The sequence below is a fragment of the Telluria antibiotica genome (assembly GCF_011682055.1).
GTDB classification, from domain to species: Bacteria; Pseudomonadota; Gammaproteobacteria; order Burkholderiales; family Burkholderiaceae_D; genus Telluria; species Telluria antibiotica.
In genome coordinates this window covers 384,594-409,675 of record NZ_JAAQOM010000001.1, presented here as the reverse complement: position 1 = coordinate 409,675, position 25,082 = coordinate 384,594, and the positions used below count along the sequence as shown (strand labels likewise).

Sequence of the window (25,082 nt, the reverse complement as noted above, 5' to 3'; positions counted from 1 at the left end):
CGTGTTCCTCTGCCGGCTCGACGAGCTGCCGGACGGCGATTCACGCGGCTTCGATCCGGCGCGCACGGGGCAGGACACGGTGCTCGTCGTCCGCCAGGATGAGCGCGTGTTCGGTTGGCGCGACGCCTGCCCGCACCACGGCGGCACGCCGATGGCCTGGCGCAAGGACGAATACCTGAATGCCGCGCGCGACCGCATCGTGTGCGCGGCTCACGGCGCGCAGTTCGACGTCGCGACGGGCATCTGCACGCTCGGGCCATGCCTGGGGCAGCGCCTGCACTCGGTCGGACTGGTTGTCGACGATAACGAGATCCACATTCGGGAGACATGACATGGCAGCGCCAGTCAACAAGGTTCTGATCATCGGCGGCGGCTTCTCCGGCATGGCCGCCGCCATCGAATTGCGCAAGCGCGGCATCGGCGTCGACCTGGTCGAGATCGACCCCGGCTGGCGTTCGTACGGCGCCGGCATCAGCCTGGGCGGCGCGACGATGCGCGCGCTCGTGCAGCTGGGCGTCATCGACGCGTATCTGGCGGAAGGGGCGGCGTCGGATGGCGTCGCGATCCATATCCCGACCGGCCAGAAAGTCGCGGAACTGCCGACGCCGCGCCTGGCCGGCCCGGACGTGCCGGGCAACGGCGCCATCATGCGCCCGACGCTGGCACGCATCCTGGCCGATGCGACGCGCGCATCCGGCGCGAACGTACGCCTCGGCTGCACGTTCACGCGCATCGAGCAGGATGCGTGCGGCGTGGACGTGACGTTCACGGACGGTACCGGCGGCCGCTACGACCTCGTGATCGGCGCGGATGGCCTGTATTCCAAAGTGCGCGACGCCGTGTTCCGGGACGCGCCGAAGCCGCAGTACACCGGCCAGGGCGTGTGGCGCGCCGTGCTGCCGCGTCCCGCCGACATCGACGGCACGATGATGTGGCTGGGAGCGAAGATCAAGCCGGGCCTGAACCCCGTGTCGAAGGACGCGATGTATCTGTTCGTGACGGAAGACCGCGCGACGAACGACTACATCGACCCCTCCGAATTCCTGCAGCGCGTGAAAGCACTGCTGGCACCGTTCCCCGACCCGCGGCTGCAGCGCGTGCGCGATGCGTTGAACGAGGATTCGCAGATCATCTACCGCCCGCTGGAAAGCCTCTTGATGCCGAGCCCCTGGTACAAAGGAAGAGTCGTACTGATCGGCGACACGGTGCATGCGACGACGCCGCACATGGCGTCCGGCGCCTGCATCGGCATCGAGGACGCGCTCGTGCTGGCCGACGAGCTGTCGAAGGCCGGCAGCATCGACCAGGCGCTGGACCGCTACCTGGCACGGCGCTGGGAGCGCTGCCGCACGGTCGTGCAGAACTCGAGCCGCCTGGGCGAGATCGAGATCGCCGGTGGCGACAAGGAAGAACATGCCCGCATCATGCGCGCGACGCTGGCCGCGCTGGCGGCGCCCATCTGAGGAGACACCATGACCCGCCAATTCATCGACCTGTCGATTTACCTGGAAAACGAACCCCTGTCGGATCCGCCGCCGCTGGCGCCGAAGATCACGTACCAGAAGCACCAGGACACGCTGCACGAATTCATGGCCATGATCCCCGGCACGACGCCGGCGGATTATCCGGACGGCGAAGCGGCTGCCGCGGAGTGGGTCACGATGACGACGCACAGCGGCACGCACCTGGACGCGCCTTACCACTTCCACTCGACGATGGATGCGAAGACGGGCGAGAAGAAAAAGTCCATCACCATCGACGAAGTGCCGCTGGAATGGTGCTTCCAGCCCGGCGTGAAACTGGACTTCCGCCACTTCCCGGACGGTTACGTGGCCACCGCGGCGGACGTGGAAGCGGAACTGAAGCGCATCGGCCACGACCTGCAGCCGCTGGACATCGTCATGGTCAACACGCGCGCCGGCAGCCGCTACGGCCACAACGACTACGTGTCGGCCGGTTGCGGCATGGGCTACGAGGCGACGATGTATCTGCTGGAGCGGGGCGTGCGGCTGACGGGCACCGATGCGTGGAGCTGGGACGCGCCGTTTTCGTACACGGCGAAGAAAATTGCCGAGACGGGCGACGTGTCGCTGATCTGGGAAGGCCACAAGGCCGGCCGCGACATCGGCTACTGCCACCTGGAGAAGCTGCACAACCTCGAAGCGCTGCCGGGCCACGGCTTTTACGTCTCGTGCTTCCCGCACAAGGTGCGCGCGGGGTCGGCCGGCTGGACGCGCGCCGTGGCCATCGTCGACGACGCGCTGCTCGCGTTGCCGCGCGGTTGAGGAGGCGAGGATGAAGCTTGCCACCTATCGCGACGGCTCGCCCGACGGCCGGCTGGTCGTCGTGTCGCGCGACCTGCAACGTGCCGTCGATGCGGGCACCATCGCGCCGAATCTGCTCGTCGCGCTGGAGCGCTGGAACAGCGCCGCGCCCGCGCTCCAGCGCCTGTCCGACATGCTGAACGAGGGGGCGGCCGCGGGCAGCGTCGACTTCGACCCGCGGCGCTGCATGGCGCCGCTGCCCCGCACGTTTCAATGGTGCGACGCGTCCGCGTTCCTGAACCACGGCCGCCTGATGGAGCGGGCGTTCAACACGCCGCCGATCCCCGACTTCGAGACGGTGCCGGTGATGTACCAGGGCGCTTCCGACGATTTTCTCGGTCCGCACGACGACGTGCCGCTGCCGGACGAGGCGCTGGGCATCGACTTCGAAGGCGAGTTCGGCGTCATCGTTGACAACGTGCCGATGGGCGCGACGCCCGCGCGGACGTTGGACGCCGTGCGCCTGGTCGTGCAGCTGAACGACTGGAGCCTGCGCGCGCTGGGTCCACGCGAAATGAAGAGCGGTTTCGGCTTCCTGCAGGCGAAACCGTCGACGAGCTTCGCGCCCGTCGCCGTCACGCCGGACGAACTGGGCGGGGCATGGCGGGATGGCCGCGTGCATCTGGACTTGCAGGTCGAGTGGAACGGCCAGTCGTTCGGCCGTCCGAACGGCCGCGAGATGAACTTCGGCTTCGGCGAACTCGTCGCGCATGCGGCGCGCACGCGCAGGCTGGGCGCGGGTACGATCGTCGGTTCGGGCACCGTGTCGAATGCCGACCGTGCCGTGGGCTCGGCCTGCATCGCGGAGCGCCGCGTCATCGAGATCATCGATCACGGTGAACCGCGCACGGGTTTCATGCGCTTCGGTGACCGGGTGCGCATGTGCGCACGCGGCGCGGAGGGCGAGGCGCCGTTCGGCGTCATCGAGCAGCGCGTCGTGCGCGCCTAAGGTTCGCGTACGCCGGTCGACCGGCGCAGGGCGCGCGCGTCAAAGATCGAGGACGAGTTTCGCGCTCCGGGCGCGCGAGCAGCACGGCGTGAACTGGTCGTTGGCCGCGTGTTCCTCGTCGGTCAGGTACATGTCGCGGTGGTCGGGGACGCCGTCCAGGACGCCGGTCAGGCATGTTCCGCACACGCCTTCCTCGCACGAATACGGGATGTCGACGCCATGCGCGGCCAGCACCTGGATGACCGTGCGGCCGGCCGGCACCGTGACCACCTTGCCGCTGGACGCCAGCTCGACGTCGAAGGCGTGGTCGGCACGCGTGTCGACGGCCGCGCCGGCGAAATACTCGACGTGCAGCTGCGTTTGCACCCAACCCTGCGCCCGTGCGGTCGCCAGCACGTGCTCGATGAAGCCGGCCGGGCCGCAGACGTAGAGACGGGCGTCCGCCTCCGGCTGCGCCAGCAGGGCGGCCGCATCGAGCTTCCCGCCCGGCGCGTCGTCGAAGTGGAAATGCGTGCGGCGCGCGAAAGGGGACGCCAGGATGCGCTCCCTGAACGCGGCCAGCGCGCCCGAGCGGGCGCAGTAATGCAGCTCGAACGCCGCGTCGCGCGCGGCCAGCGTCTCGGCCATCGCGAGGAGGGGCGTGATGCCGATGCCGCCGGCCAGCAGCAACGTGCGCCGCGCCGGCACGAGGGGGAAGTGGTTCTTCGGTGCGCTGATGGCCAACCGGGTGCCCGCCTGCACGCGCTCGTGCATCGCCTGCGAGCCGCCGCGCGACGCGGCATCGCGCAGGACGCCGATCACGTACCGGTGCGTCTCGGATGGGGGATTGCACAGCGAGTACTGGCGCACCAGCCGGTCGCCGAGATGCACGTCGATATGGGCCCCGGCCTCGAACGCCGGCAGGGCGCCGCCGTCGGCTTTTACCAGTTCATAGCTGAAGATGCCGTCGGCCTCGCGCGTGCGGGCGGCGACGATGACGTCGATGGTGCTCATGCCGTCCGCTCCGCCTGTTGCTCGCGCGCCAGCCAGCGGTCGATGATGCGGCGCGACTGTACGCCGCCCGCGTCGATGTTCAGCATCAGCAGCTTGCGTTGCGGATGACGCAGGATGTTCTGCTGCTGGAGTTCGAGCATGGCGCGGTCCTCGCTGAAGATCCTGCCCTGGCCGGTGCGGATCGATTCCGTGAGCGCCGCGTCATGCGGCTTGAAATTGCGCGCCATGCCCCAGAAATACCAGTGCGACGTTTCGGTTTCGGGGGTGATGAAATCGACGACGATGCTCGACGCCTTGTATTCCGCGGGAGCATGGTAGCCGCCCTTGCCGGCATGGGCGACGCCCACCTCGATCATCACGTGGCTGGGCGCGCTGAAGCGGCAGATCTGCCAGCGGTCGACCGGCACGTCGTCGGCGAGGCCATTGCCGCGCAGCGCGGCGCGCCAGAAGGGCGGGGCCATGACGTTCTCCATGAAGCGGCTCGTGATCACCTGCTCGCCTTCGACCTTCGTCGTCACGGGCGCCTCGTCGATCTCCTTCTGGCCGATGCTCGACGCGTGCACATAGGTCTCGTGGGTCAGGTCCATCAGGTTGTCGACCATCAGCCGGTAGTCGCAACCGATGTGATACAGCCCGCCGCCATACGCCCATTCGGGATTGTCCGCCCACTCGAGGTGGTGGATGGCCGCGGGGTCGGCCAGTTCCCTGTCGCCGGGCCAGACCCAGACGAAACCATGGCGCTCCTCGACGGCATAGCTGCGGATGCAGGGAAAGCCGCGCACGCGCTGTCCGGGCATGGCGACGGCCTTGCCTTCGCAGCCCATTTCCAGGCCGTGGTAGCCGCACACGAGGTTGCCGTCGCGGACGAAGCCCAGCGACAGCGGGGCGCCGCGGTGCGGACAAAAATCCTCGACCGCTGCGACCCTGCCTTTCTCGCCGCGATAGAACACGATTTTTTCGCCGCAGATCTGCCGACCCAGCGGCTTCTCCGCGATTTCATCGGGCGTACATGCCACGTACCATGCGTTTTTCGGGAACATCGTTCGTCTCCTGTCTCCGGTCGTTAATCTTCAGTGTACTGAATGTTGGAGGAAGTATCATCCTTTTGCGTGAAGAAGTAAACTGCGGTTTCACACATCACGCCGCGCCCATGAGCACCACACCCATCCCCGAGCATCTCGACCTCCACCAGCATCCCGGGCACCTGCTGCGCCGCGCCCAGCAGATTTCGGTGGCGCTGTTCTATGACGAACTGGGCTCCGAACTGACGCCCGTGCAGTATGCGATCCTGAGCCGTCTTGCAGAGCACCCGGGCATCGACCAGGTCTCGCTCGCGGGCCTCGCCGCGATCGACACGTCGACCGGTGCCACGGTCTGCGTGCGCCTCGAGGAAAAGGGACTGCTCGAGAGGCAGGTGATTCCCCATAACCGGCGCCAGCGCGCGCTGACGATCACGCCGGCCGGCGCGCGGCTGCTGGCGGACCTGGAAGCGGGGGCCCAGCGTCTGCGCGACCGCCTGCTGGCGCCCCTGGCTCCCGCCGAACGGCGCACGTTCATGGCCCTGCTGACCAAGCTCGTGGACGGCAACAACGCGCAGAGCCGCGTGCCGCTGGCCCGTCCGGGTAGCGGGGACGCCTAGCCGGGTCCTGGCGGCCCCTGCCGGTCCCATACCCGCCAGGTATTGACGAGATACCAAATCGGTGTTGGACGCCGTCGCGCGTCTTATCTACTCTGCAATCGAGCGGCGACCGCCGCAGGCCGGCCGCGCCGGACAACGATAACGAGTGGAGACAAGATGCAGGCAAGTGGCGAGCGACATCCCGTCGAGACGCGCGCGGACGCGCAGGCTGCGGCCGGCGCCGGTCAGGCGGCGGGCACACGCGGGCAGGGTGGCTGGTCGGACTGGTCCCTGACCGCGGCCGCGGCCGGATTCCTCGCGGTACTCGTCTCGTTTGCGGGTCCGCTCGCCATCTTCTACCAGGCGGCGCAGGTGGCGCATGTGTCGAACACCATGTTCGCATCCTGGGTCTGGAGCATCTCGCTGGGCGCCGCCGGCGCCGGCATCTTCCTCAGCTGGCGCTTGCGCACACCCGTCATCACGGCCTGGTCGGCGCCCGGCACGGCTCTGCTGATCACGCTGTTCCCCGCCTTGTCGCTGAACGAGGCCGTCGGCGCCTATCTGACCGCCGCCGTCATCCTTCTGCTGATCGGCCTGTCCGGATCGCTGGAACGCGTGATGGCGCACGTGCCGAAGGGGATCGCCAGCGGCATGATGGCAGGCATCCTCGTCCCGTTCGGGATGAACGCTTTCAAGACCGCGGGCTCGCTGCCCGTGCTGGCGTTCGGGATGATCGCGGCGTACCTGGTCTTCAAGCGCCTGCTGCCGCGCTACAGCGTCGTGCTGCTGATGGCGGCGGGCGCGCTGATCGCGTGGCTGGCGGGCGCCACGCATTTTTCCGCCGTGCGCGTCGAATTCGTCGTGCCCCGGTTCATTGCGCCGGCCTGGAGCTGGAGCGCCACGTTCGGTCTCGCGCTGCCGCTCGTGCTGGTCACGCTGACGGGCCAGTACCTGCCGGGCATGGCGGTGCTGCGGACGTCCGGCTACGACACGCCGGTACGTCCGGTCATCGTGACCAGCAGCGTCGTGTCGCTTGCCGTCGCGTGCACAGGCGGCATCACCATCGCCATCGCCGCCATCACGGCCGCCATGTGCACCGGCCCCGATGCACACCACGACCCGCGCAGGCGCTACGTCGCGGGCATCGCGAACGGCGTGTTCTACCTGCTGGCCGGCCTGTGCGGCGGGTCGATCGTCATGCTCTTCGCGGCGCTGCCCAGGGAATTGATCGTCTGTCTCGCCGGCCTGGCGCTGCTGGGTGCCATCACGGCGAACCTGAGCGGCGTGATGGCGGCCGACGACCACCGCGAAGCGTCCGTCATCACCTTCCTGGCCACGGCGTCCGGCATGACCTTCCTCGGCCTGGGCGTCGCCTTCTGGGGCATCGTCATCGGCCTCGCGGCCAGCCGCATCCTGCACGGCCCCGCATCCACCCGCAAGCACCACAAACCATAACGACAAGGAGACAACCCCATGCGACACATCGACATCCACAAGCTGGCCGACGAGGCCAGGTTCAACGGCTTCCACGCCGGCATCCTGACGTGGTGCGCCCTCATCATCATCTGCGACGGCTACGACCTCGCCGTGGCCGGGATCGCGCTGCCGTCGATCATGAAGGAGATGGGCGTCACCGCGCAGAACGCCGGCTTCATGGTCAGTTCCGCGCTGTTCGGCATGATGTTCGGTGCGATCTTCCTCGGCACGATCGCGGACCGGATCGGCCGCCGCCTCGCCATCGTCATCTGCCTCGCCCTGTTCAGCGTGTTCACGGCGGCGGCGGGCATGAGCGGCGACCCGTACATGTTCAGCGTGAACCGCTTCCTCGCGGGACTCGGCATCGGCGGCGTCATGCCGAACGTCGTCGCCCAGATGACGGAATATTCGCCGAAGAAGATCCGCGCCACGATGGTGACCCTGATGTTCAGCGGCTACGCGGTGGGCGGCATGCTGGCGGCCGTGCTGGGCAAGGGTCTCATCGCGGACCATGGCTGGCAATCGGTCTTCCTCGCGGCGGCCGCACCGATCGTCCTGATTCCATTCATCCTGAACAGCCTGCCGGAATCGATGCCCTTCCTCGTCAAGAAGAACCGCCTGGCCGAGCTCCAGCGCACCCTCGCGCGCATGGAGCCCGGCTACCGCGCGCAGCAGGGCGACCGCTTCGAGGTGCCGAGCGCGGACCGGGCCGACGGCGCGCCGATCGGCCGGCTGTTCCAGGACGGCCGCGGCTTCTCGACCATCATGTTCTGGGTCGCGTTCTTCATGTGCCTGTTCATGGTGTATGCGCTGAGCTCCTGGCTTGCCAAATTGATGGCGGGTGCCGGCTACAGCCTCGGTTCCGCGCTGACCTTCGTGCTGGTGCTGAACTTCGGCGCCGTGATCGGGGCCGTCGGTGGCGGCTGGCTGGCCGACCGCTTCCACATCAAGCACGTCCTCGTCGGCATGTATGCGCTGGCCGCCGTCTCCATCACGCTGCTCGGCTACCCGGTGCCGACGCCCGTGCTGTTCGTGCTGGTCGGCCTGGCGGGCGCGGCGACCATCGGCACGCAGATCGTCACCTATGCGTATGCCGGCCAGTTCTACCCCACGGCGATCCGTTCCACCGGCATCGGCTGGGCGTCCGGCGTCGGCCGTAGCGGTGCGATCCTCGCGCCGATCGTGATCGGCACCCTCGTCGGCATGGCCCTGCCGCTGCAGCAGAACTTCATGGCGATCGCCATCCCGGCCGTCATCGCGGCCGTATCCGTTTCCCTCATCAGCCACGGCAAGTCGGCATCCGCCGGCCAGGCCATCGGCAAGGCCGCGCTGGCCGATCCTTCCGAAGCCTGATCCTCCGTTCGCTTCCTCGCCCGCCGGAAACGGCGGCGGTTGCCACGGGCGGCCCGCGCGGCCATGCCCGGGGCAGCGCTGTACCTGCAACACCCACTAAAACGATAGAAACCAACAGGAGACATGCATGAACAAGGCAGTACACAGTGTGCGCGGCACGGCAATCGCGATCGCCCTCGTGGCGGCATCCGGCGCCGGCAGCGCACAGGCGCAGAGCCAGGTCACGGTCTATGGCCTGATCGATGCCGCACTGGCGCACCTGGACAACGCCGACGCGGCGGGCCATTCGGTCACCAAAATGCCGTCGCTGGCCGGCAGCCTGCCGTCGCGTATCGGCTTTCGCGGCACGGAAGACCTGGGCGGGGGCCTCACGGCAGTCTTCACCCTGGAAAGCGGCTTCAATCCGGACGTCGGTACGCTCGGGCAGGGCGGACGCATCTTCGGCCGCCAGGCCTGGGTGGGCCTGCGCGGCACATGGGGCATGCTGCAGTTGGGCCGCATCCTCAACATGACGTACCTGGCGACGGCCAAGAGCGACGTGCTCGGGCCGAATCTGTTTTCGATCAACAGCATCGACCTCTACCTGCCCAATGCGCGCAGCGACAATGCGATCGGTTACGTCGGCACGTTCGACCGCTGGACCGTCGGCGCCACGTGGAGCTTCGGCCGCGACGGTTCCGCAGCGGGCGGCCCGTCCGCGACCGGCTGCGCAGGGGAAGTGCCCGGCAACGCCAGGGCCTGCCGCCAGTACACGGCACTGCTGGGATATGACGCGCAAGCCTACGGCGTCACCGCGACCTACGACAAGATGTTCGGGAATGCGGGCGCCGCGGGCGGATTGACGAGCAGCGCCAACTTCGACCGCCGCGCCACCGTCAACGGTTATGTCATGCTCGGCAAAGCGAAGATCGGAGCCGGCGTCATCGACCGCAAGACCGCGGCCGCGACCGGTGTCGTCGAGTCGGACCTGTATTTCGTGGGCGTCAGCGTGCCCGTTGCCGGCATGCTGACCCTGGATGCGCAGGTCGCCCGCAAGAACGCCAAGGGGTCGGCCGACGACACCAATATGGCGGTGGCGCGCCTGACGTATGCGCTGTCCAAGCGCAGCGCCGTCTACGCCGGCGCGGGCCGCATGGACAACCGCGGCGCGGCCGCGGTCGCGCTGGACGCGGGCGGCACCACGGCCGCCGGCAAGGCACAGAACGGCGTGATGGCGGGCCTGCGGCACGCGTTCTGACGCGGCGCCGGCAACGGCATGCACGTCGAGGGCGGCGGTTGGGCGGCACGGGCCGTCCGGCCGCCGCCCTTTCGTCGTTCAGTCGGCGCTTACCCGTGCCGGTTCGCGCAGCCCCGCGATATCGTCCCGCAGCTGCATCGCGAGAGTCTCCTGTTCCTGCAGCGCGCCGACGACCTGCCGGACGATCCGGACACGCTGGCCCGCGCCGGCCACGATCTCGTCCATCGCCCGCAATGCGCTGTCGGCCTTGCGGGCGCCGTCGCACGCCTGGGCCAGCGTCCCGCATGTTTCGTCGATGGCGGACGTGGATGCGTCTCTCAGCTGCGCCGCGATGTTGCCGATCTGCTGGCCGGCGGTACGGGAACGCTCCGCCAGCTCGCGGACTTCCGAGGCGATGACGGCAAAGCCCCGGCCGCTGGTCCCGGCGCGCGCCGCTTCGATGGCGGCGTTGATGGCCAGCAGATTCGTCTGCCTGGCGAGGTTCTGGATGGTCTCGACGATGCTGCCGATGGTCGCCGCCTGCGTCGCCAGCGCCTGGGAACTCGCGAACGTGCGTTCCAGGTAGTCGGCGACCCTGGTGATCGATGCGACCGTGTCGCGCACGGCATCGCTGCCGCGAGCGATCGCTTCGCCGGAGCGGGCGGCAATCGCGCCGGCCCGTTCCATCTGCGCGACCGCGTCCCCGATCGACGCCTGCAATGCGTCGAGGTGGATGTCGCAGCGGAGCAGGGTCTGCGCGAGGATGTCCTCGACCGGTGTGCGCGTAGGCGTGGGCGCCGCGTGCTCGGCCGGCGCGGGGTGGAACGGGATCGCGGCAATGGCGGCCGCACGTGGGCGGGTCGTGCGGCGTGCGAGCGTGAACAAAGTCGATGTAGGCAGTTTCATGAACCGTCCGAAGGAGTCGTGAAATGTAAAAAGGGCGCCGCGAGGGCGCCCGGTGGGGTCAAGCGGCGAGGAAGCGCCGCAGGTGCTCGGAGAAGGGGTGTTCCGCTTCGATGTTCGAGATATGCGATGCATCCACTTCGGCCAGGGTGGCGTCGGTGATTGCCTCGACCAGCCGGCGCCCATCCGCGACGGTCGTCACGGGATCGGCGCGGCCGGCGATGACCAGCGTCGGGCAGCGGATGGCGATGATGCCGTCGCGCAGGTCCGCCAGCGCCAGCGCATCGCAGCATGCCGCATAGCCTTGCGGGTCCTGTTCGCGCAGCCGGCCGATCATCGCCCCGACGAGCCGGGGCGAGCGCGCGCTGAAGGCCCGCGTGAACCAGCGCGCGGCGGCGCCGTCGGCCACGCCGTCCATCCCGTCACGCCGCACCAGGTCGGCGCGGCTCGTCCAGCCTTCGGCCGTGCCGATGCGGGCCGCCGTATTGGCCAGCACCAGCTTGCCCAGACGCTGCGGCACGTGGATGCCCAGCCACTGGCCGATCATCCCGCCCATCGAGATGCCGCAGAAATGTGCACAGGGGATTGCCAGCGCATCGAGCAGGCCGACGACGTCGCGCCCGAGCGTCTCGAGCGTGAGCGGCGCGGCGCCGCGTTCCGATCGCCCATGGCCGCGGGTGTCGTAGCGCAGCACGCGGAAGTGCCGGGATAGCTCGGCGGCCTGGGCATCCCACATCGAGAGGTCGGTCCCGAGGGAATTCGACAGCACGACACATGGATGCGCCGGATCGCCATCGCTGCGGTAGTGGAGATTCACGTCATTGAGGCGAACGAATGGCATCGTGGTTTCCTCAGCCCTGGTCGCCGCCGGCCACCGGCAGCACGGTCCCGGTGATGTACGACGCTTCGGTCGACGCGAGGAACAGGATCGCGGCCACCTGCTCGGCGATGGTGCCGTAGCGGTGCATGTGGCTGGAGGCCGCGGTCTGGTCGACGATGCCCTGGTACCAGACCTGTTCCTGTTCGCTCAACGGCTCGGGATTGCGCGGCACCTTGCGCGGCGGGGCTTCCGTGCCGCCGGTGGCGACGGCGTTGACGCGGATGCCGTCCTGCGCATGTTCGAAGGCCAGGCTCGCGGTCAGCGCGTTGACGCCGCCCTTGGCCGCCGAATAGGGCACGCGGTAGATGCCGCGCGTGGCCACGGACGAGACGTTGACGATGGCCCCGGCGTGCCGGGCGATCATGGCCGGCAGCACGGCGCGGCAGCACCACAAGGTCGGGAACAGCGAACGGCGGATCTCGGCCTCGATCTGCGACTCCTCGTATTCCTCGTAGGGCTTGGCCCAGATGGTGCCGCCCACGTTGTTGACGAGGACATCGATGCGGCCGTAGTCGTCGATGGCGCGTTCGGCCAGCGCGCGGGCGCCGGCCCAGGTCTCGAGATCGACTTCGGCCACGACCACCTGTGCGCCGAGCGCGAGGGCCTCCTGCGCCGTCTCGTGCACGAGCGGCGAGCGGTCGGCCAGCACCAGCTGCGCGCCTTCCGCGGCCGCCGCCAGCGCGACGCCGCGCCCGATGCCCTGGGCCGCGCCGGTGACGACCATGACCTGGTCCTTGAAGCGGTCCGGATGGATCATGCGGCACCTCCGGCCGTGCTGGTCGCCGAGAACTTTTCGAAGAGGAAGCTCGCTGGCTGGACGCCGGTGGCCTCCAGCCAGCCGCGCACGGCTTCCACCATGGGCACGGGGCCGCACAGGTAGACGTCGACGTCGCCGCCATTCATCCAGTCCGGCTCGACGTGGGCCGTGGCATAGCCCTTGCGCGGATGGCTGCTCGCCCCGTGCGCCACCGTGGTCACGTACTCGAACCGAGGATGCGCTTGCGCGATGCGGTCGAGATGGTCGAGTTCCACCAGGTCGTGGTCGTTGGTGACGGCATACACGAGCCGCACCGGGTGCGTGAAGCCCTTGGCCGCCAGCGTGTCCAGCATCGCCAGGAAGGGTGCGATGCCCGTACCGCCCGCCAGCATCAGCACGGGGCGCTGGACGGCGCGCAGGTAGAAGCTGCCGTATGGCCCCGCGAACGAGATCGCGTCTCCCGGCTGCGCGCTGTCCGTGAGCCAGGTGCTCATCAACCCATTGGGCACGTTGCGCACGACGAAGCTGGCCTGGGTTGCGCCGGGCGCGGAGCTGAAGGAGTATGAACGGGTCTGGTCCGTCCCGGGCACCCTGACGTTGACGTACTGGCCGGGCAGGAAGTCCAGCTCGTCCGGCTTGTCGAGGGTGATCGAGAAGCGGATCGTCGACGGCGAGAGCTGATCCACCGCGGCGACCTTGCCGGGGAAGTCGCCGACGCCCGTCTTGCATGCGGCCGACGTCGCCGGGATGCGCACGACGCAGTCCGAGGTCGGGCGCATCTGGCAGGCCAGCACATGGCCGGCTTGCGCATCCTTTTCCTCGAGCGCGTCCTCGATGTAGCTGTCGGGCGGCATGTCGTACGTGCCGGACTCGCACAGGCCGCGGCAGGTGCCGCAGGCGCCGTCACGGCAGTCCAGGGGAATGTTGACCTTCTGGCGGTAGGCCGCGTCGGACAGTTTTTCGTTGGGGTTGCAGCTGATGAAGCGCGTGACGCCGTCTTCGAACTGCAGTGCGATCGTATGGCTCATGACCGGCTCCTGCTGACTGATTCAAATGTGATAGATGTCGATGACCTGGCTGATGTAGTCGTTTTTCAGGACGACGTACTTGTCCAGGATCCTCGGCGCCGTCCCGGAACAGTCGATCACGTAGCGCGACATGCCGAAATGGCTGTAATTCGTGTGGTAACGGTGGCTCAGCGTGTGCCAGTTGAAGCGCACCGTGACCACCGCGCCGTCGACACTTTCGAGTTCCACGTTGGCGATGTTGTGGCTCGTGCGGGTATCCGGCATCGTCGCGCTCGAACGCTCGGTCTTGATGCGGAAGATCCGGTCTTCCAGGCCCTGGCGGCTCGGGTAGTAGATCAGCGAGATCTCGCGTTCCGGGTCGTCGACCAGCCTGCCGTCGTCGTCCCAGGACGGCATCCAGAAGCGCGCGTCCCGGTCGTAGCACTCGAGCCAGTCGTCCCACTGCTCGTCGTCGAGCAGGCGCGCTTCGCGGTACAGGAATGCCTGGATGTCCTGGATGGTGGTTGGCATGCCGCTCATTGCGCTTCTCCTTTGGCCGCCGCTTCGGTCGCTATCGCTTGCTTCATCACGTCCAGCCAGTAGCGGTGCTGGATCGTGTACAGGCCTTCGTCCTCGGTGCGCACGCCGCTCATCACCGGTTGCAGGCCGATTTCCTTCGCCGCCTCGTCGGGACCCTTGATCCAGTGCGCCGCACCGCGGCACATGTCGTTCCACTCCATGGCCGCGCCGTTATAGCCTTCCTGGCAGGCGCGGAATTCTTCCAGGTCGTCCGGCGTCGCCATGCCGCTGACGTTGAAGAAGTCCTCGTACTGGCGGATGCGGCGCGAACGCGCTTCGGCCGACTCGCCCTTCGGTGCGATGCAGTAGATCGTCACTTCGGTCTTGTTCACGGCGAGCGGGCGCAGCACGCGGATCTGGGACCCGAACTGGTCCATCAGGTAGACGTTCGGATACAGGCACAGGTTGCGCGAGCGGCCCACCATCCAGTCGGCGGCCGGCTTGCCGTACTTCTCGGCGTATTCGCCGTGGCGCGGGTAGTTCGGACGGTCTTCCGGATTCGCCCACTGCGTCCACAGCAGCATGTGGCCGTGCTCGAAGGCGTAGAAGCCGCCGCCCTGGCGCCCCCAGTTACCGGCGTCCATTGCGCGGATCTTGTCTTCGCGCCGGGCCTGCTCCTCCTTGCGGTGATTGGTGGTGGCCGCGTAATTCCAGTGCACGGCGCTCACGTGATAGCCGTCCGCGCCGTTCTCGGCCTGCAGCTTCCAGTTGCCCTCGAACGTGTAGGTCGAGGAACCGCGCAGCACTTCCAGGCCTTCCGGCGACTGGTTCGCGATCAGGTCGATGATCTTGCCGGCCTCGCCCAGGAATTCTTCCAGCGGCGGCACGTCCGGATTCAGGCTGCCGAACAGGAAGCCCTTGTAGCTGCCGAAGCGCGCCAGTTTTTTCAGGTCGTGCGAGCCTTCCTTGTTGAAGCACTCCGGGTAGCCCGCACCCTCGGGGTCCTTCACCTTCAGCAGCTTGCCGCTGTTGTTGAAGGTCCAGCCGTGGAACGGGCAGGTGTACGTCGACTTGTTGCCGCGCTTGTGGCGGCACAGCTGCGCGCCGCGGTGGCTGCACGCGTTGATGAACGCGTTCAGTTCACCGTTCTTGTTGCGCGCGATGAACACCGGCTGGCGGCCGATGTGCGTCGTGTAATAGTCGTTGACGTTGGCGACCTGGCTTTCGTGCGCGAGGTAGATCCAGTTGCCCTCGAAGATGTGCTTCATCTCGAGTTCGAACAGGGCTTCGTCCGTGAAGGCACTGCGGTGCAGGCGGTGGTCGCCCGTGGCCGCGTCCTCGACCAAAAAGTCGTCCAGGCGCTTCGGCTTGAAGGCGTTGACGGGAACGATAGGGATCATGGCGGTTCCTCAGGCAGCGGCGCGCGGACGGTCGACTTCGGCGCTCGGCGCCGCTTCGGTCGCGCGGTACATATGGAAATCGAAGTCGATCGAGGCGAAAGGCTTGCTCAGTTGCTTGGCGTCGAGCTGCTTCGGATCGTCGATGCGAACGACCGGCGGCACCAGGCCTTCGCGGCTGGCGAATGCGAAGTCGTCCCACAGGTATTCGTCGCCGTCGATGTTGATCTGCGTGGTCAGCTTGCGGTGGCCCTCGGCACTGACGAAGAAGTGGATGTGCGCCGGGCGCTGGCCGTGGCGGCCCAGCAGGTCGAGCAGCTGCTGCGTCGTGCCGTCCGGCGGGCAGCCGTAGCCCGACGGGAGGATGCTGCGGAACTGGTAGCGCCCGTTCGCATCCGTGACGATGGTGCGGCGCAGGTTGAAATGCGACTGCGTCTGGTCGAAGAACGAGTAGTTGCCGAGCAGGTTGGCGTGCCAGACTTCGACCTTCGCGCCGGGCAGCGGCTTGCCGTCCTGGTCGAACACGGTGCCCTGCATGAACAGCACTTCGCCCTTGTCCGCTTCGCTGCCGTCGTCCAGGCGGGCGAAGCCCACGCTTTCCGGTGCGCCGGCCACGTACAGCGGACCTTCGATGGTGCGCGGCGTGCCGCCTTCGAGGCCGGCTTTCTGCTCGGCTTCGTCGGCGCGGATGTCGAGGAAGCGCTCCAGGCCGAGGCCCGCTGCCAGCAGGCCCAGTTCGTTCGCGGCGCCGGCGGCCGCCATGTACGACACGCCATGCCAGAATTCGGTAGGCGTGATGTCGAGGTCTTCGATCGCCTTGCACAGGTCGGCCAGCAGGCGCACGACGACCTGCTGCACGCGCGGGTTGGCGGGACGGTCGGCCGCATCCACGACCCAGTTCCTGGCCAGCGTGTCGATGTCTTGGTGGTTCATGTTGTCTCCTTCGTGTTGGTGATGGGTTCAATAATCGTCGTCGCGGACCGAGGACGGATGGCGGCACAGCGGCATCACGTCGATCTGCATGTAGGGGAACAGCGGCAGTGACGTCAGCAGCGTGTGCAGCTCGTCGGCGCTCGCCACGTCGAAGACGCTGACGTTGGCGTACTGCCCGGCGATGCGCCACAGGTGGCGCCACTTGCCTTCGCCCTGCAGGCGCTGGGCGAGGTCCTTTTCGGTCTGCTTCAGCTGGGCGGCCTGCTCGGGCGGCATCGACTGAGGCAGGTTGACGTTCATTCGCACGTGAAAAAGCATGGTGGTCTCCTCATTTGCGCTGCAGGTCGCGCAGCTTGTCCGTGTCGATCTCGACGCCCAGGCCGGGACCGGTCGGCACCTGCAGCTCGAAGTCGCGGTACACGAGCGGCTCGCGCAGCACTTCCTGCGTCAGCAGCAGGGGGCCGAACAATTCCGTATCCCACGCCAGATCGGCGAAGGTGGCGCAGACGTGGGCGGTGGCCGCGGTGCCGATGCCGCCCTCGAGCATCGTGCCGCCGTACAGGCCGATGCCGGCACGCTGCGCGATCGTCGCGACCTCGAGGGCCGGCATCAGGCCGCCGGACTGCGCGATCTTGACGGCGTACACGCCGGCGGCGTCGATGCGGGCCAGCGCCATGGCGTCGTCCGGGCCGTGCAGCGCCTCGTCGGCCATGATCGCGACGTCGAAGCGGCGCTTCAGGCGGGCCAGCGCGGCGGTGCTGTGGGCTTTCACCGGCTGTTCGATCAGGTCGATGCCGCCCGCTTCCAGCCGGGCGATGCCGCGCACCGCATCCGATTCGCGCCAGGCCTGGTTCACGTCCACGCGCACGCTGGCGCGGTCGCCCAGCGCGCGCTTGATCGCCAGCACGTGGTTGACGTCGTCGTCGACGCTGCGCAGGCCGATCTTCAGCTTGAAGATGCGGTGGCGGCGGATGTCGAGCATGTGTTCGGCCTCGGCGATGTCCTTGGCCGTGTCGCCGCTGGCCAGCGTCCACGCCACCGGCAGCGTGTCGCGCACGCGGCCGCCCAGCAGTTCCGACAGCGGCACGTTCAGGCGGCGCGCCTGGGCGTCCAGCAGCGCGGTCTCGAGGGCGCACTTGGCGAAGCGGTTGCCCTGGATGATCTTCCGGATCTTGGCCATCGCCTTCGCCGGCTGGCTCGCCTCCATGCCGATCAGCAGCGGGGCGATATGGGTGTCGATGTTGACCTTGACGCTTTCCGGGCTTTCCTCGCCATAGTTGAGGCCACCGATCGTGGTCGCCTCGCCCCATCCCGCGATGCCGTCGGCGCACCGCACCCGCACCAGGACCAGGGTCTGCACGTTCATCGTGGCGACGGAGAGCTTGTGCGGCCGGACCGTCGGGACGTCGAGCAGGAAGGTTTCGATATGTTGGATCATATTTTTTGCATATAATGCGTTCAGGTGATGACACGATATTCCCCGAAACTATGGGCGTCCAACACCGTTTTGGTATCAAGTCGATACCTGGGAGGTATGAAGATGGAATTGCGACACCTGCGTTACTTCGTCGCCGTGGCGGAAGAGCGGAATTTCACACGGGCGGCGGAACGCCTGCACATCGCGCAGCCGCCGTTGAGCCGCCAGATGCAGCAGCTGGAAGAGACGCTGGGCGTGGAATTGATCGAAAAAGGCTCGCGGCCGTTGCGGCTCACCGAGGCCGGCCAGTTCTTCCTGGCCCATGCCCGCCCGCTGCTCGACCAGGTGCGCGATCTGAAGACCATGACCCAGCGGGTGGGCAAGCTGGAACGCACGCTGTCGGTCGGTTTCGTGGCCTCGACGCTGTACGGCCTGTTGCCGGACATCATCCGGCGCTACCGCGAGCGCCATTCGGAAGTCGAGGTGACGCTGCACGAGATGACGACGATCGAGCAGTTGAAGGCATTGAAGGAAGGGACGATCGACGTCGGCTTCGGCCGCCTGAAGAGCGAGGACCCCAGCATCCGCCGCATCCTGCTGCGCGAGGAGCGGATGGTCGTGGCGGTGTGGCCGGGCCACCGCCTGGCCGAACGGGAGGGGAGCGTGCGGTTGATGGAACTGATCAACGAGCCGCTATTGGTGTATCCGAAGGCGCCGCGCCCGAGCTTTGCCGACCAGGTGCTGGCCGCGTTCAACGAGGCCAACCTGACGCCGGATCATGTGACGGAAGTGCGCGAGCTGCAGATCGCGATGGGGCTCGTGGCGGCCGGCCAGGGTATCGCCATCGTGCCGGAAAGCGTGCAGGGCATGCACCACCGGCACGTCGTCTACCGGGCGCTCGAGGACAAGCACGCGTTTTCGCCCATCCTGTTCAGCGTGCGCCACATGGACCGTTCGCCCGAACTGCAGAACATGCTGGCCGCCGTGTATTCGGTCTACGACGACATGGGCATCCCGTACGTCAAGGAGACGCTGTAAGGCCTCCCTGGCGCGCCGGTAGCACTTTACAACGCGGCGACGAACGTCTCGATCGCCTGCGCGAACGCCTGCGGCCGTTCGATCGCGCCGAGGTGCGATGCCTCGGCCAGCACCTGCAGGCGCGCATCGCGAATCCCGTCCGCCAGCGTGGCCGCCATCTCGACGGGCGTGCCCTGGTCAAGCTCACCAGCCAGCACGAGCGTGGGCGCGGCGATCTGCCCGAGGCGCGCCGTCGTGTCGACGCCGCCGACGGCCGCGCAGCAGCCCACGTAGCCTTGCACGTCCGTCGTGACGAGGCGCTGGCGGAAACGGGCAACGGTGGCCGGGTGCGCAGCACGGAAACCTTCGTGGAAGTAACGGCCCATCACGGCGTCCGCGATCGCCTCGATCCCGTGTTCGCGCACGGTGACGATGCGCTGGCGCCAGGCGTCGCGCGCCGCCTCCGGATAGCCCGACGTCGTATGCGCCAGCACGAGCGCGCCGACGAGCGCCGGGTGACGCAGCGCCAGCTCCTGGCCCACCATGCCCCCCATCGACAGGCCAATCCACACGACCGGACCGGTATCCAGCTCGCGCAGCAAACGGGCCGCGTCGTCTGCCAGGTCGGCCATCGCGTACGGACCTTCGGGCGCATCGGAACTGCCGTGGCCGCGGTGGTCGTAGGCGATCACGCGGCAGTCGGTGGCCAGCAGGTTGGCCAGCGCGTCCCACATCGTCAGGTCGCAGCCCAGCGCGTGGCTCAGCACGACCGTGTGGCGCGGGCGCTTGCCGCTTCTCGGGTCGCGCACGCTGTAGTGCAGGGCGGGAAGGCTGGCCGTGCGGCCTGCGCGGCCCACGCCCGGGTGCGCGCTGGCGAGCGGCGACGCCGGCTCGAGCGTGTAGCCGATCTGCGGTCCGACCTCGCGCAGGATCGCCGCGGCGTGCGCGAACGCCGTGTTCGCGGCCGGCACGCCCGCGTAGATCGCGGATTGCATCAGCACTTCCTTCAATTCGTCCGGCGTCAACCTGCTGTCGGCATCGCCCAGCAGCGCGGCGCGCACGTGCAGTTCGTATTCTTCCCAGCGGCCCAGGGCGATGGTGATGGCGAGGACGATCGTGCGGCGGGTCTTGCGTTCCAGGCCAGGACGGTTCCAGATGTCGTGCCACGCATAGCGCGTGATGAAATTCTGGAAATCGGCGGTGAAGGTGTTGGCGTTCGCGAGCGAACGTTCGACCCAGGCGTCACCGAGGACGGCGCGGCGCTGGTCGAGGCCGCGCAGGAGGTCGTGGTCGAGGGGATCGAAGCTCATGCAATGTCTTTCTTGAGTGCGGCCAGGCGTTCGTGCGCGAGGCGTTGGGCGGGTTCGGTGGCGGCGACAGGGTCGAAAAGGACGTCCAGCCGGCCGATGTCCAGCGACGCCAGCGCGGGATCGGCGCCGATCGTGTCGCGGGCCACGTCGCGCAGGTGACGGCCTTGCGCGACGGCCGCCTGCGTCATCTTCTCGACCGCGGCGTGCGCGGCGGGACGGCCGATGGCGCCCGCGACCCAGATCGACAGCGCTTCCGCCGCGACGAGGCCTTGCAACGCATCGATGTTGGCGCGCATGCGGACCGCGTCGACCGTCAGGCCAGCGAAGGCATCGTTCAGCGCCCGCAGTGCGCCGTGGGCGGACAGGAACAAGGTGGGCCATTCGGCCAGCTCCGCCTGCCAGTTGCCGAGGCCCCGCTCGTGCTGCTGGCCCATCGCGGCGAGCAAGGTCGCGGCATGCTGCGGCGTGCGGGTGGCGGCGGACAGCGCGATCATCGACGACACGGGGTTGCGCTTGTGCGGCATCGCCGACGAGCCGCCGCGGCCGCCGCCGGACGGTTCCGCCAGTTCGCCCACTTCGCCCTGCGCCATCAGCGCGAGGTCCGCCGCGATCTTGCCGAGACTGCCGGTCAGCAGCGCGACTTCCAGGCCGAGTCGCACCCATTCGTCGCGCTGCGTGTGCCAGCTGACGGCCGGTGTCTTCAGATCCAGCGCCTGCGCGACGCGTTGCGCGACGGCGGGGCCGCGTTCTCCCATCACCGCGAGCGTGCCGACGGCGCCGCCCAGTTGCAGCTGCAGGGCGCTTGCCGCCGCCTCGCGCAGGCGCGCGCGGGCGCGCACGAGCGGCGCGAGCCAGCCGGCGACCTTGAAGCCGAAGCCCGTCACCTGCGCGGGCTGCAGCAAGGTGCGCGCCAGCACGGGCGTGGCCAGGTGGGCTTCGCCCAGCGTCAGCAGGTGGCCGCACAAGGTGGCGAGGTCGGCGTCGAGCAGGCGCAGCGCGGTGCGCGTGACGAGCACCATCGCGCTGTCCTGCACGTCCTGGCTCGTGCTGCCCCAGTGGACGAGCGTGGATGCCTCCTCGTCTGTCTCGGCCACGAGGCGCGTGAGTTCCTTCACGAGCGGCACGGCCAGCGTACCGGAGCGGCGGCCGGCCATGACGAGGGCGGGTATGTCGAAACGGTCGGCGCGGCACGCCGCCGCGATGGCCCGCGCGGCGGCGCGAGGCAGCAGGCCTTCGTCGGCCTGCGCCGTGGCCAGCGCCGCTTCGAAGTCGAGCATGGCCTGGACGAGCGCCGCGTCGTCGAACGCGGCGATCATGTCCGGGGTGCTCAACAGGGTGTCAAACAGCGATACGGCCAAGTTGTCTCCTCGTGTTGTGCAAATGGTGGGCACGGGGTGCCCACCCTACGTGTACGTGCAATCGTCGGGTGGGCACCCCGTGCCCACCATGCACGCCGCAACCGTCAGACGTAATCGAAGAAAACGGTCTCTTTGTCGGTCTGCATCCAGATATCCCAACGGTACGTGCCGTCATCCTCCTTGCGCGCGATGAGGGTAACGCGCCGGTCGGCCGGCACCTGCGCCAGGATAGCCGATTCCGCGAGCGTCGCATCGTCCTCGAGGAACACGGCGGTGAACTGGTGCTTCGTCAGCCCGCGCGCGAACACGGTCACGTAGGCCGCGGGTTCGCCCGCGGGGAAGCCGGCGGGACGCGGCGGTACCGACAAGCGCAGGCTGAATTCGCCCGCCTTGCCCGTCGGCGTGCGGCGGAAGCCCGGGATCTCCCGCGCCGCTTCCACGTTCGCGGCCTCCGGCAGCCACGCTTCGATCTGCGCATCGTCGATCGGCTTGCCGTCGCCGTCGTACAGGACGCCGTGCAGGACGATGGTCGGCGCGCTCGTCTCAAGGCGCCCGGCGGCGCAGAAGTCCACCGCCCACTGCCAGCCTTCGTGCGAGAACGGGCCGATCGTTTGCGAAGTCGTGATGTTGCTCATGTCTGTTCCTTTCAGAGTCCGAACGGCGTGGCAGCGCGGCCGCGCAGGACGATGTCGAATTCGTAGCCCAGCATCTCGTCGCCGACCGTGTGCTCGAGCGAGAAGCGCGAGACCAGCCGCTGGCGCGCCGCTTCGTCGGGGACGCTGTTGAAGATCGGGTCGTAAGCGAACAACGGGTCGTTCGGGAAGTACATCTGCGTGACGAGGCGCTGCGCGTACACGTTCCCGAACAGCGAGAAGTGGATGTGCGCGGGGCGCCATGCCTTGTCGTGGTTCTTCCACGGGTACGGGCCCGGCTTGATCGAGACGAAGCGGTAGCGGCCGTCGTCGTCCGTCATCATCTTGCCGAAGCCGAAGAAGTTCGGGTCGAGCGGGGCGTCGTGGTTGTCGCGCTGGTGCCAGTAGCGGCCCGCGGAGTTGGCCTGCCACACTTCGATCAGCGAATTGCGCACCGGCTTGCCGTCTTCGTCGACGACGCGGCCCGTCACGACGATCTTTTCGCCCAGCGGGGCCTTCTCGCCGCGCCGGGTCAGGTCCGTGTCGTGCGGCAGCAGGATGCGGGGGGCGGGATCGATGTTGCGGCTGACGGGGGCCGGCGCCTCGATGCGCAGCGCCGGCTGCAGCGGGCCGCGCTTCACGGTCGATTGATAAGCGGGGTAGATGAGCTCCGGCCACACGCCGGGTTGCACGTCGTCGAATTTCACGTTGTCTCCTGATGTCGGAAGGTTGTGCGAGCCGATCCATCGTAGGAAAACGGCCCGGCGGCGACAAGATAGCCGTGTCGCCCGATTTCCGCTATTCGCACGCTTTGTGCGATACTCGCACAAATTCACACATTTCTGTACGATGGACCAGGAACCCGCCAAGCGCGACATGGTCGCGGGCCTCGACAAGGGGCTGCAAGTGATCGAGGCGTTCGACCAGGAGCGGTCGCGCCTGACGATTGCCGAAGTGGCCGAGCGCACGGGCCTCACGCGCGCGGCCGCGCGGCGCTATCTGCTGACGTTGACGGCGCTCGGCTACATGCGCCACGAGAACAAGCAGTTCACCCTGACGCCCAAGATCCTGCGCCTCGGCCAGTCGTACCTGCACTCGGCGCGGCTGCCGCGCATCGCGCAGCCGCTGCTGTACCGGCTCGCGTACGCGCTGGGCGAGGCGGCGTCCGTCGGGGTGCTGGACCATGACGATCTCGTGTGCGTGGCGGCCGTCAGCGCGGGCCAGCTCATCTCGGCCACGCTGCAGCCGGGCACGCGCGTGCCCGCGTACTGCACGGCGAACGGGCGCATGCTGCTCGCGAGCCTGCCGCAGGAGGAGGCCGAGCGCTTCCTCGCGCGCGCGACGCCGGAGCCCATCACGTCGCACACGATCGTCGACCGCGTCCGGCTCGGCGAGGAGATCGCGCGCGCCCGCGAGCGGGGCTATGCCGTCGTCGACCAGGAACTGGAACTGGGCCTGCGCACGATCGCGGTGCCCGTCAAGAACTTCCGCGGCGACGTCGTGGCCGCGATGAACATCAGCGTGCACGCGGGCCGCATGAGCGTGGAACAGATGGTCGAGCGCTGCCTGCCGACCCTCATCAAGTACCAGGTCGAACTGAACGCGCTGTTATAGGCCGGCGAGATTCAGCGCCTTCACGGCGCCGCGCAACTGGGCGTGCAGCCATGCGCGCTCCTCGTCGTTCACGTCCGGGAACATGGTGTCCTCGACCTGCTTCACCACCGCGTCGCAGCGTGCAAGCACGGCCTCGCCGTCGTCCGTCAGGCTGATGCGGATGATGCGGCCGTGGTCCGGATCGGGCGTGCGCGCGATCCATCGCTTCGCTTCCATCGCCTTCACCATCTCGTTCGCCGATTGCGGCGACATCATCGTGCGCTCCGCCAGCTGGGCGTTGGACAGCGTGCCGAGCACGCGGAACACGGAGAGCGCCGTGTAGTGGGGCACCGTCATGCCCAGCGGCGCAAGGCCGTCGCGCAGGCGCTTGTTGAGGACGTGGTCGAGCCGGCCCACGATGTAGGCCAGGCCGGTGGGCTTGCTGTCGGCCGCAGCGGCCGCGATGGGTTTTTTCGAGGGCATCAAAATTTTTCTTGTCAAAGCGCGCAGGCAGGTCTAGTATAAGTCGCATATCAGGCTACCTGATAACTTCCACACACACCAGGAGACATTGTATGTCCAAATACGAAGGCCGTTGGGAGACCGTGAAGGTCGACGTCGAGAACCGCATCGGGTGGATCACCCTGAACCGTCCGGAAAAGCGCAACGCGATGAGCCCCACGCTGAACCGCGAGATGATCGACGTGCTGGAAACGCTGGAGCTGGACGACGACGCCGAGGTGATCGTGCTGACGGGCGCCGGCGACGCCTGGACCGCCGGCATGGACCTGAAGGAGTACTTCCGCGAGACCGACGGCAAGCCCGAGATCACGCAGGAGCGCATCCGCCGCGACTGCTCGCAGTGGCAATGGAAGCTGCTGCGCATGTACAGCAAGGCGACGATCGCGATGGTGAACGGCTGGTGCTTCGGCGGCGCGTTCTCGCCGCTCGTCGCCTGCGACCTCGCCATCGCCGCCGAGGATGCCGTGTTCGGCCTGTCGGAAGTCAACTGGGGTATCCCGCCGGGCAACCTGGTGAGCAAGGCCGTCGCCGACACGATGGGCCACCGCCAGGCGCTGTACTACATCATGACGGGCGAGACGTTCACGGGCGCGCAGGCCGCGGAGATGGGCCTCGTCAACAAGGCGGTGCCGAAGGCGCAACTGCGTGAAGAGGTGACGAAACTGGCGCAGAATCTGCTGGAAAAGAACCCGGTCGTGCTGCGCTACGCGAAGCAGGGCTTCAAGCGCTGCCGCGAACTGACGTGGGACCAGAACGAGGATTACCTGTACGCGAAGACCGACCAGTCCAATTACCGCGACCCCGAAAAGGGCCGCAAGGAAGGCCTGAAGCAGTTCCTGGACGATAAGACGATCAAGCCGGGCCTGCAGAGCTACAAGCGCGCATAAGACGCGACCAGCCCCCAGCAT

At 67.9% G+C, this 25,082-nt stretch carries 27 protein-coding genes; 11 read left to right on the top strand and 16 right to left on the bottom strand.

The features are described 5' to 3' along the window. The first annotated feature begins 1 nt into the window (after nt 1). Genes HAV22_RS01670 through HAV22_RS01655 form a run of 4 tightly spaced genes read left to right on the top strand, consistent with a single transcriptional unit; the run spans nt 2 to nt 3,273 of the window. A complete protein-coding gene (locus HAV22_RS01670) occupies nt 2-331 on the top strand; it encodes a Rieske (2Fe-2S) protein (RefSeq protein WP_166855829.1) in 330 nt (109 codons plus the stop codon). A gap of 1 nt (nt 332) precedes the next feature. After that, entirely contained in the window at nt 333-1,463 is a 1,131-nt protein-coding gene (locus tag HAV22_RS01665; RefSeq protein ID WP_166855827.1) for an FAD-dependent oxidoreductase, read from the top strand. Between the two features lie 9 nt (nt 1,464-1,472). Beyond that, nucleotides 1,473-2,285 carry a cyclase family protein gene (locus HAV22_RS01660; protein ID WP_166855826.1) on the top strand — a complete coding sequence of 271 codons (813 nt, stop codon included), beginning with the start codon at nt 1,473-1,475 and terminating at the stop codon, nt 2,283-2,285. Between the two features lie 10 nt (nt 2,286-2,295). Beyond that, a complete protein-coding gene (locus HAV22_RS01655) occupies nt 2,296-3,273 on the top strand; it encodes a fumarylacetoacetate hydrolase family protein (RefSeq protein ID WP_166855824.1) in 978 nt (325 codons plus the stop codon). Nucleotides 3,274-3,312: 39 nt separating this feature from the next. Here HAV22_RS01655 and HAV22_RS01650 read toward each other — a convergent pair whose 3' ends face one another. Together HAV22_RS01650 and HAV22_RS01645 are read right to left on the bottom strand one after the other, a co-directional pair. After that, nucleotides 3,313-4,266 (bottom strand): PDR/VanB family oxidoreductase, encoded by a 954-nt coding sequence (locus HAV22_RS01650; protein WP_166855822.1) that lies wholly within the window; start codon nt 4,264-4,266, stop codon nt 3,313-3,315. Continuing rightward, nucleotides 4,263-5,306: a Rieske 2Fe-2S domain-containing protein gene (locus HAV22_RS01645; protein WP_166855820.1), complete on the bottom strand. Its 1,044-nt coding sequence runs from the start codon at nt 5,304-5,306 to the stop codon at nt 4,263-4,265. The genes HAV22_RS01650 and HAV22_RS01645 overlap by 4 nt, the downstream gene beginning before the upstream one ends. Before the next feature lie 110 nt (nt 5,307-5,416). Here HAV22_RS01645 and HAV22_RS01640 point away from each other — a divergent pair, with 110 nt between their 5' ends. The 4 genes from HAV22_RS01640 to HAV22_RS01625 all read left to right on the top strand — a co-directional run bounded on the left by HAV22_RS01640 (nt 5,417) and on the right by HAV22_RS01625 (nt 9,950). Continuing rightward, nucleotides 5,417-5,905: a MarR family winged helix-turn-helix transcriptional regulator gene (locus HAV22_RS01640; protein WP_166855818.1), complete on the top strand. Its 489-nt coding sequence runs from the start codon at nt 5,417-5,419 to the stop codon at nt 5,903-5,905. A gap of 156 nt (nt 5,906-6,061) precedes the next feature. Beyond that, the gene (locus HAV22_RS01635) at nt 6,062-7,339 is read left to right on the top strand and encodes a benzoate/H(+) symporter BenE family transporter (RefSeq protein WP_166855816.1); all 1,278 of its coding nucleotides are present in this window, start codon (nt 6,062-6,064) and stop codon (nt 7,337-7,339) included. An 18-nt stretch (nt 7,340-7,357) separates the two neighbouring features. Continuing rightward, entirely contained in the window at nt 7,358-8,713 is a 1,356-nt protein-coding gene (locus HAV22_RS01630; protein ID WP_166855815.1) for an MFS transporter, read from the top strand. 127 nt (nt 8,714-8,840) lie between these two features. Further along, complete coding sequence (locus HAV22_RS01625; protein WP_166855813.1) at nt 8,841-9,950, top strand: porin; 1,110 nt, start codon at nt 8,841-8,843, stop codon at nt 9,948-9,950. A 78-nt stretch (nt 9,951-10,028) separates the two neighbouring features. On the opposite strand, the gene HAV22_RS01620 is transcribed toward HAV22_RS01625, so the two are convergent. Genes HAV22_RS01620 through HAV22_RS01580 form a run of 9 tightly spaced genes read right to left on the bottom strand, consistent with a single transcriptional unit; the run spans nt 10,029 to nt 17,763 of the window. Next, nucleotides 10,029-10,835 (bottom strand): methyl-accepting chemotaxis protein, encoded by an 807-nt coding sequence (locus HAV22_RS01620; protein WP_166855811.1) that lies wholly within the window; start codon nt 10,833-10,835, stop codon nt 10,029-10,031. 58 nt (nt 10,836-10,893) lie between these two features. Next, nucleotides 10,894-11,673, bottom strand: a complete 780-nt coding sequence (gene pcaD / locus HAV22_RS01615; RefSeq protein WP_166855809.1) for a 3-oxoadipate enol-lactonase — start codon at nt 11,671-11,673, stop codon at nt 10,894-10,896. 10 nt (nt 11,674-11,683) lie between these two features. Further along, the gene (locus tag HAV22_RS01610) at nt 11,684-12,469 is read right to left on the bottom strand and encodes a 1,6-dihydroxycyclohexa-2,4-diene-1-carboxylate dehydrogenase (RefSeq protein ID WP_166855807.1); all 786 of its coding nucleotides are present in this window, start codon (nt 12,467-12,469) and stop codon (nt 11,684-11,686) included. Then, nucleotides 12,466-13,497: a benzoate 1,2-dioxygenase electron transfer component BenC gene (gene benC / locus HAV22_RS01605; protein ID WP_166855805.1), complete on the bottom strand. Its 1,032-nt coding sequence runs from the start codon at nt 13,495-13,497 to the stop codon at nt 12,466-12,468. The genes HAV22_RS01610 and benC overlap by 4 nt, the downstream gene beginning before the upstream one ends. A gap of 21 nt (nt 13,498-13,518) precedes the next feature. Then, nucleotides 13,519-14,007 (bottom strand): benzoate 1,2-dioxygenase small subunit, encoded by a 489-nt coding sequence (benB, locus tag HAV22_RS01600; RefSeq protein WP_371869513.1) that lies wholly within the window; start codon nt 14,005-14,007, stop codon nt 13,519-13,521. A gap of 5 nt (nt 14,008-14,012) precedes the next feature. Continuing rightward, nucleotides 14,013-15,395 carry a benzoate 1,2-dioxygenase large subunit gene (benA, locus tag HAV22_RS01595; protein ID WP_166855801.1) on the bottom strand — a complete coding sequence of 461 codons (1,383 nt, stop codon included), beginning with the start codon at nt 15,393-15,395 and terminating at the stop codon, nt 14,013-14,015. 9 nt (nt 15,396-15,404) lie between these two features. Beyond that, entirely contained in the window at nt 15,405-16,325 is a 921-nt protein-coding gene (gene catA / locus HAV22_RS01590) for a catechol 1,2-dioxygenase (protein ID WP_166855799.1), read from the bottom strand. A gap of 27 nt (nt 16,326-16,352) precedes the next feature. Beyond that, nucleotides 16,353-16,643 (bottom strand): muconolactone Delta-isomerase, encoded by a 291-nt coding sequence (gene catC, locus HAV22_RS01585; protein WP_166855797.1) that lies wholly within the window; start codon nt 16,641-16,643, stop codon nt 16,353-16,355. Between the two features lie 10 nt (nt 16,644-16,653). After that, the gene (locus tag HAV22_RS01580; protein WP_166855795.1) at nt 16,654-17,763 is read right to left on the bottom strand and encodes a muconate/chloromuconate family cycloisomerase; all 1,110 of its coding nucleotides are present in this window, start codon (nt 17,761-17,763) and stop codon (nt 16,654-16,656) included. A gap of 102 nt (nt 17,764-17,865) precedes the next feature. Here HAV22_RS01580 and HAV22_RS01575 point away from each other — a divergent pair, with 102 nt between their 5' ends. Further along, nucleotides 17,866-18,780, top strand: a complete 915-nt coding sequence (locus tag HAV22_RS01575; RefSeq protein WP_166855793.1) for a LysR family transcriptional regulator — start codon at nt 17,866-17,868, stop codon at nt 18,778-18,780. Between the two features lie 26 nt (nt 18,781-18,806). Here the strand turns inward: HAV22_RS01575 and pcaCD are convergent, their stop codons facing one another. The 4 genes from pcaCD to pcaH form a co-directional block, all read right to left on the bottom strand. After that, nucleotides 18,807-20,069, bottom strand: a complete 1,263-nt coding sequence (pcaCD, locus tag HAV22_RS01570) for a bifunctional 4-carboxymuconolactone decarboxylase/3-oxoadipate enol-lactonase PcaCD (RefSeq protein WP_166855791.1) — start codon at nt 20,067-20,069, stop codon at nt 18,807-18,809. Beyond that, nucleotides 20,066-21,427, bottom strand: a complete 1,362-nt coding sequence (gene pcaB, locus HAV22_RS01565; protein WP_166855789.1) for a 3-carboxy-cis,cis-muconate cycloisomerase — start codon at nt 21,425-21,427, stop codon at nt 20,066-20,068. The genes pcaCD and pcaB overlap by 4 nt, the downstream gene beginning before the upstream one ends. A gap of 104 nt (nt 21,428-21,531) precedes the next feature. Continuing rightward, the gene (locus HAV22_RS01560; protein ID WP_166855787.1) at nt 21,532-22,062 is read right to left on the bottom strand and encodes a peptidase associated/transthyretin-like domain-containing protein; all 531 of its coding nucleotides are present in this window, start codon (nt 22,060-22,062) and stop codon (nt 21,532-21,534) included. Nucleotides 22,063-22,073: 11 nt separating this feature from the next. Then, nucleotides 22,074-22,766, bottom strand: coding sequence for a protocatechuate 3,4-dioxygenase subunit beta (gene pcaH / locus HAV22_RS01555; protein WP_166855785.1), 693 nt, complete (start codon nt 22,764-22,766; stop codon nt 22,074-22,076). Nucleotides 22,767-22,908: 142 nt separating this feature from the next. On the opposite strand from pcaH, the gene HAV22_RS01550 reads away from it, so the two are divergent. Beyond that, nucleotides 22,909-23,673 carry an IclR family transcriptional regulator domain-containing protein gene (locus HAV22_RS01550; protein ID WP_166855783.1) on the top strand — a complete coding sequence of 255 codons (765 nt, stop codon included), beginning with the start codon at nt 22,909-22,911 and terminating at the stop codon, nt 23,671-23,673. Here HAV22_RS01550 and HAV22_RS01545 read toward each other — a convergent pair. Then, nucleotides 23,668-24,135 (bottom strand): MarR family winged helix-turn-helix transcriptional regulator, encoded by a 468-nt coding sequence (locus HAV22_RS01545; RefSeq protein ID WP_166855781.1) that lies wholly within the window; start codon nt 24,133-24,135, stop codon nt 23,668-23,670. The two genes, HAV22_RS01550 and HAV22_RS01545, sit on opposite strands and share 6 nt — an antisense overlap. 92 nt (nt 24,136-24,227) lie before the next feature. Between HAV22_RS01545 and HAV22_RS01540 the strand changes: the two genes are divergently transcribed. Next, complete coding sequence (locus HAV22_RS01540; protein ID WP_166855780.1) at nt 24,228-25,061, top strand: p-hydroxycinnamoyl CoA hydratase/lyase; 834 nt, start codon at nt 24,228-24,230, stop codon at nt 25,059-25,061. The last annotated feature ends 21 nt before the right edge of the window (nt 25,062-25,082 follow it).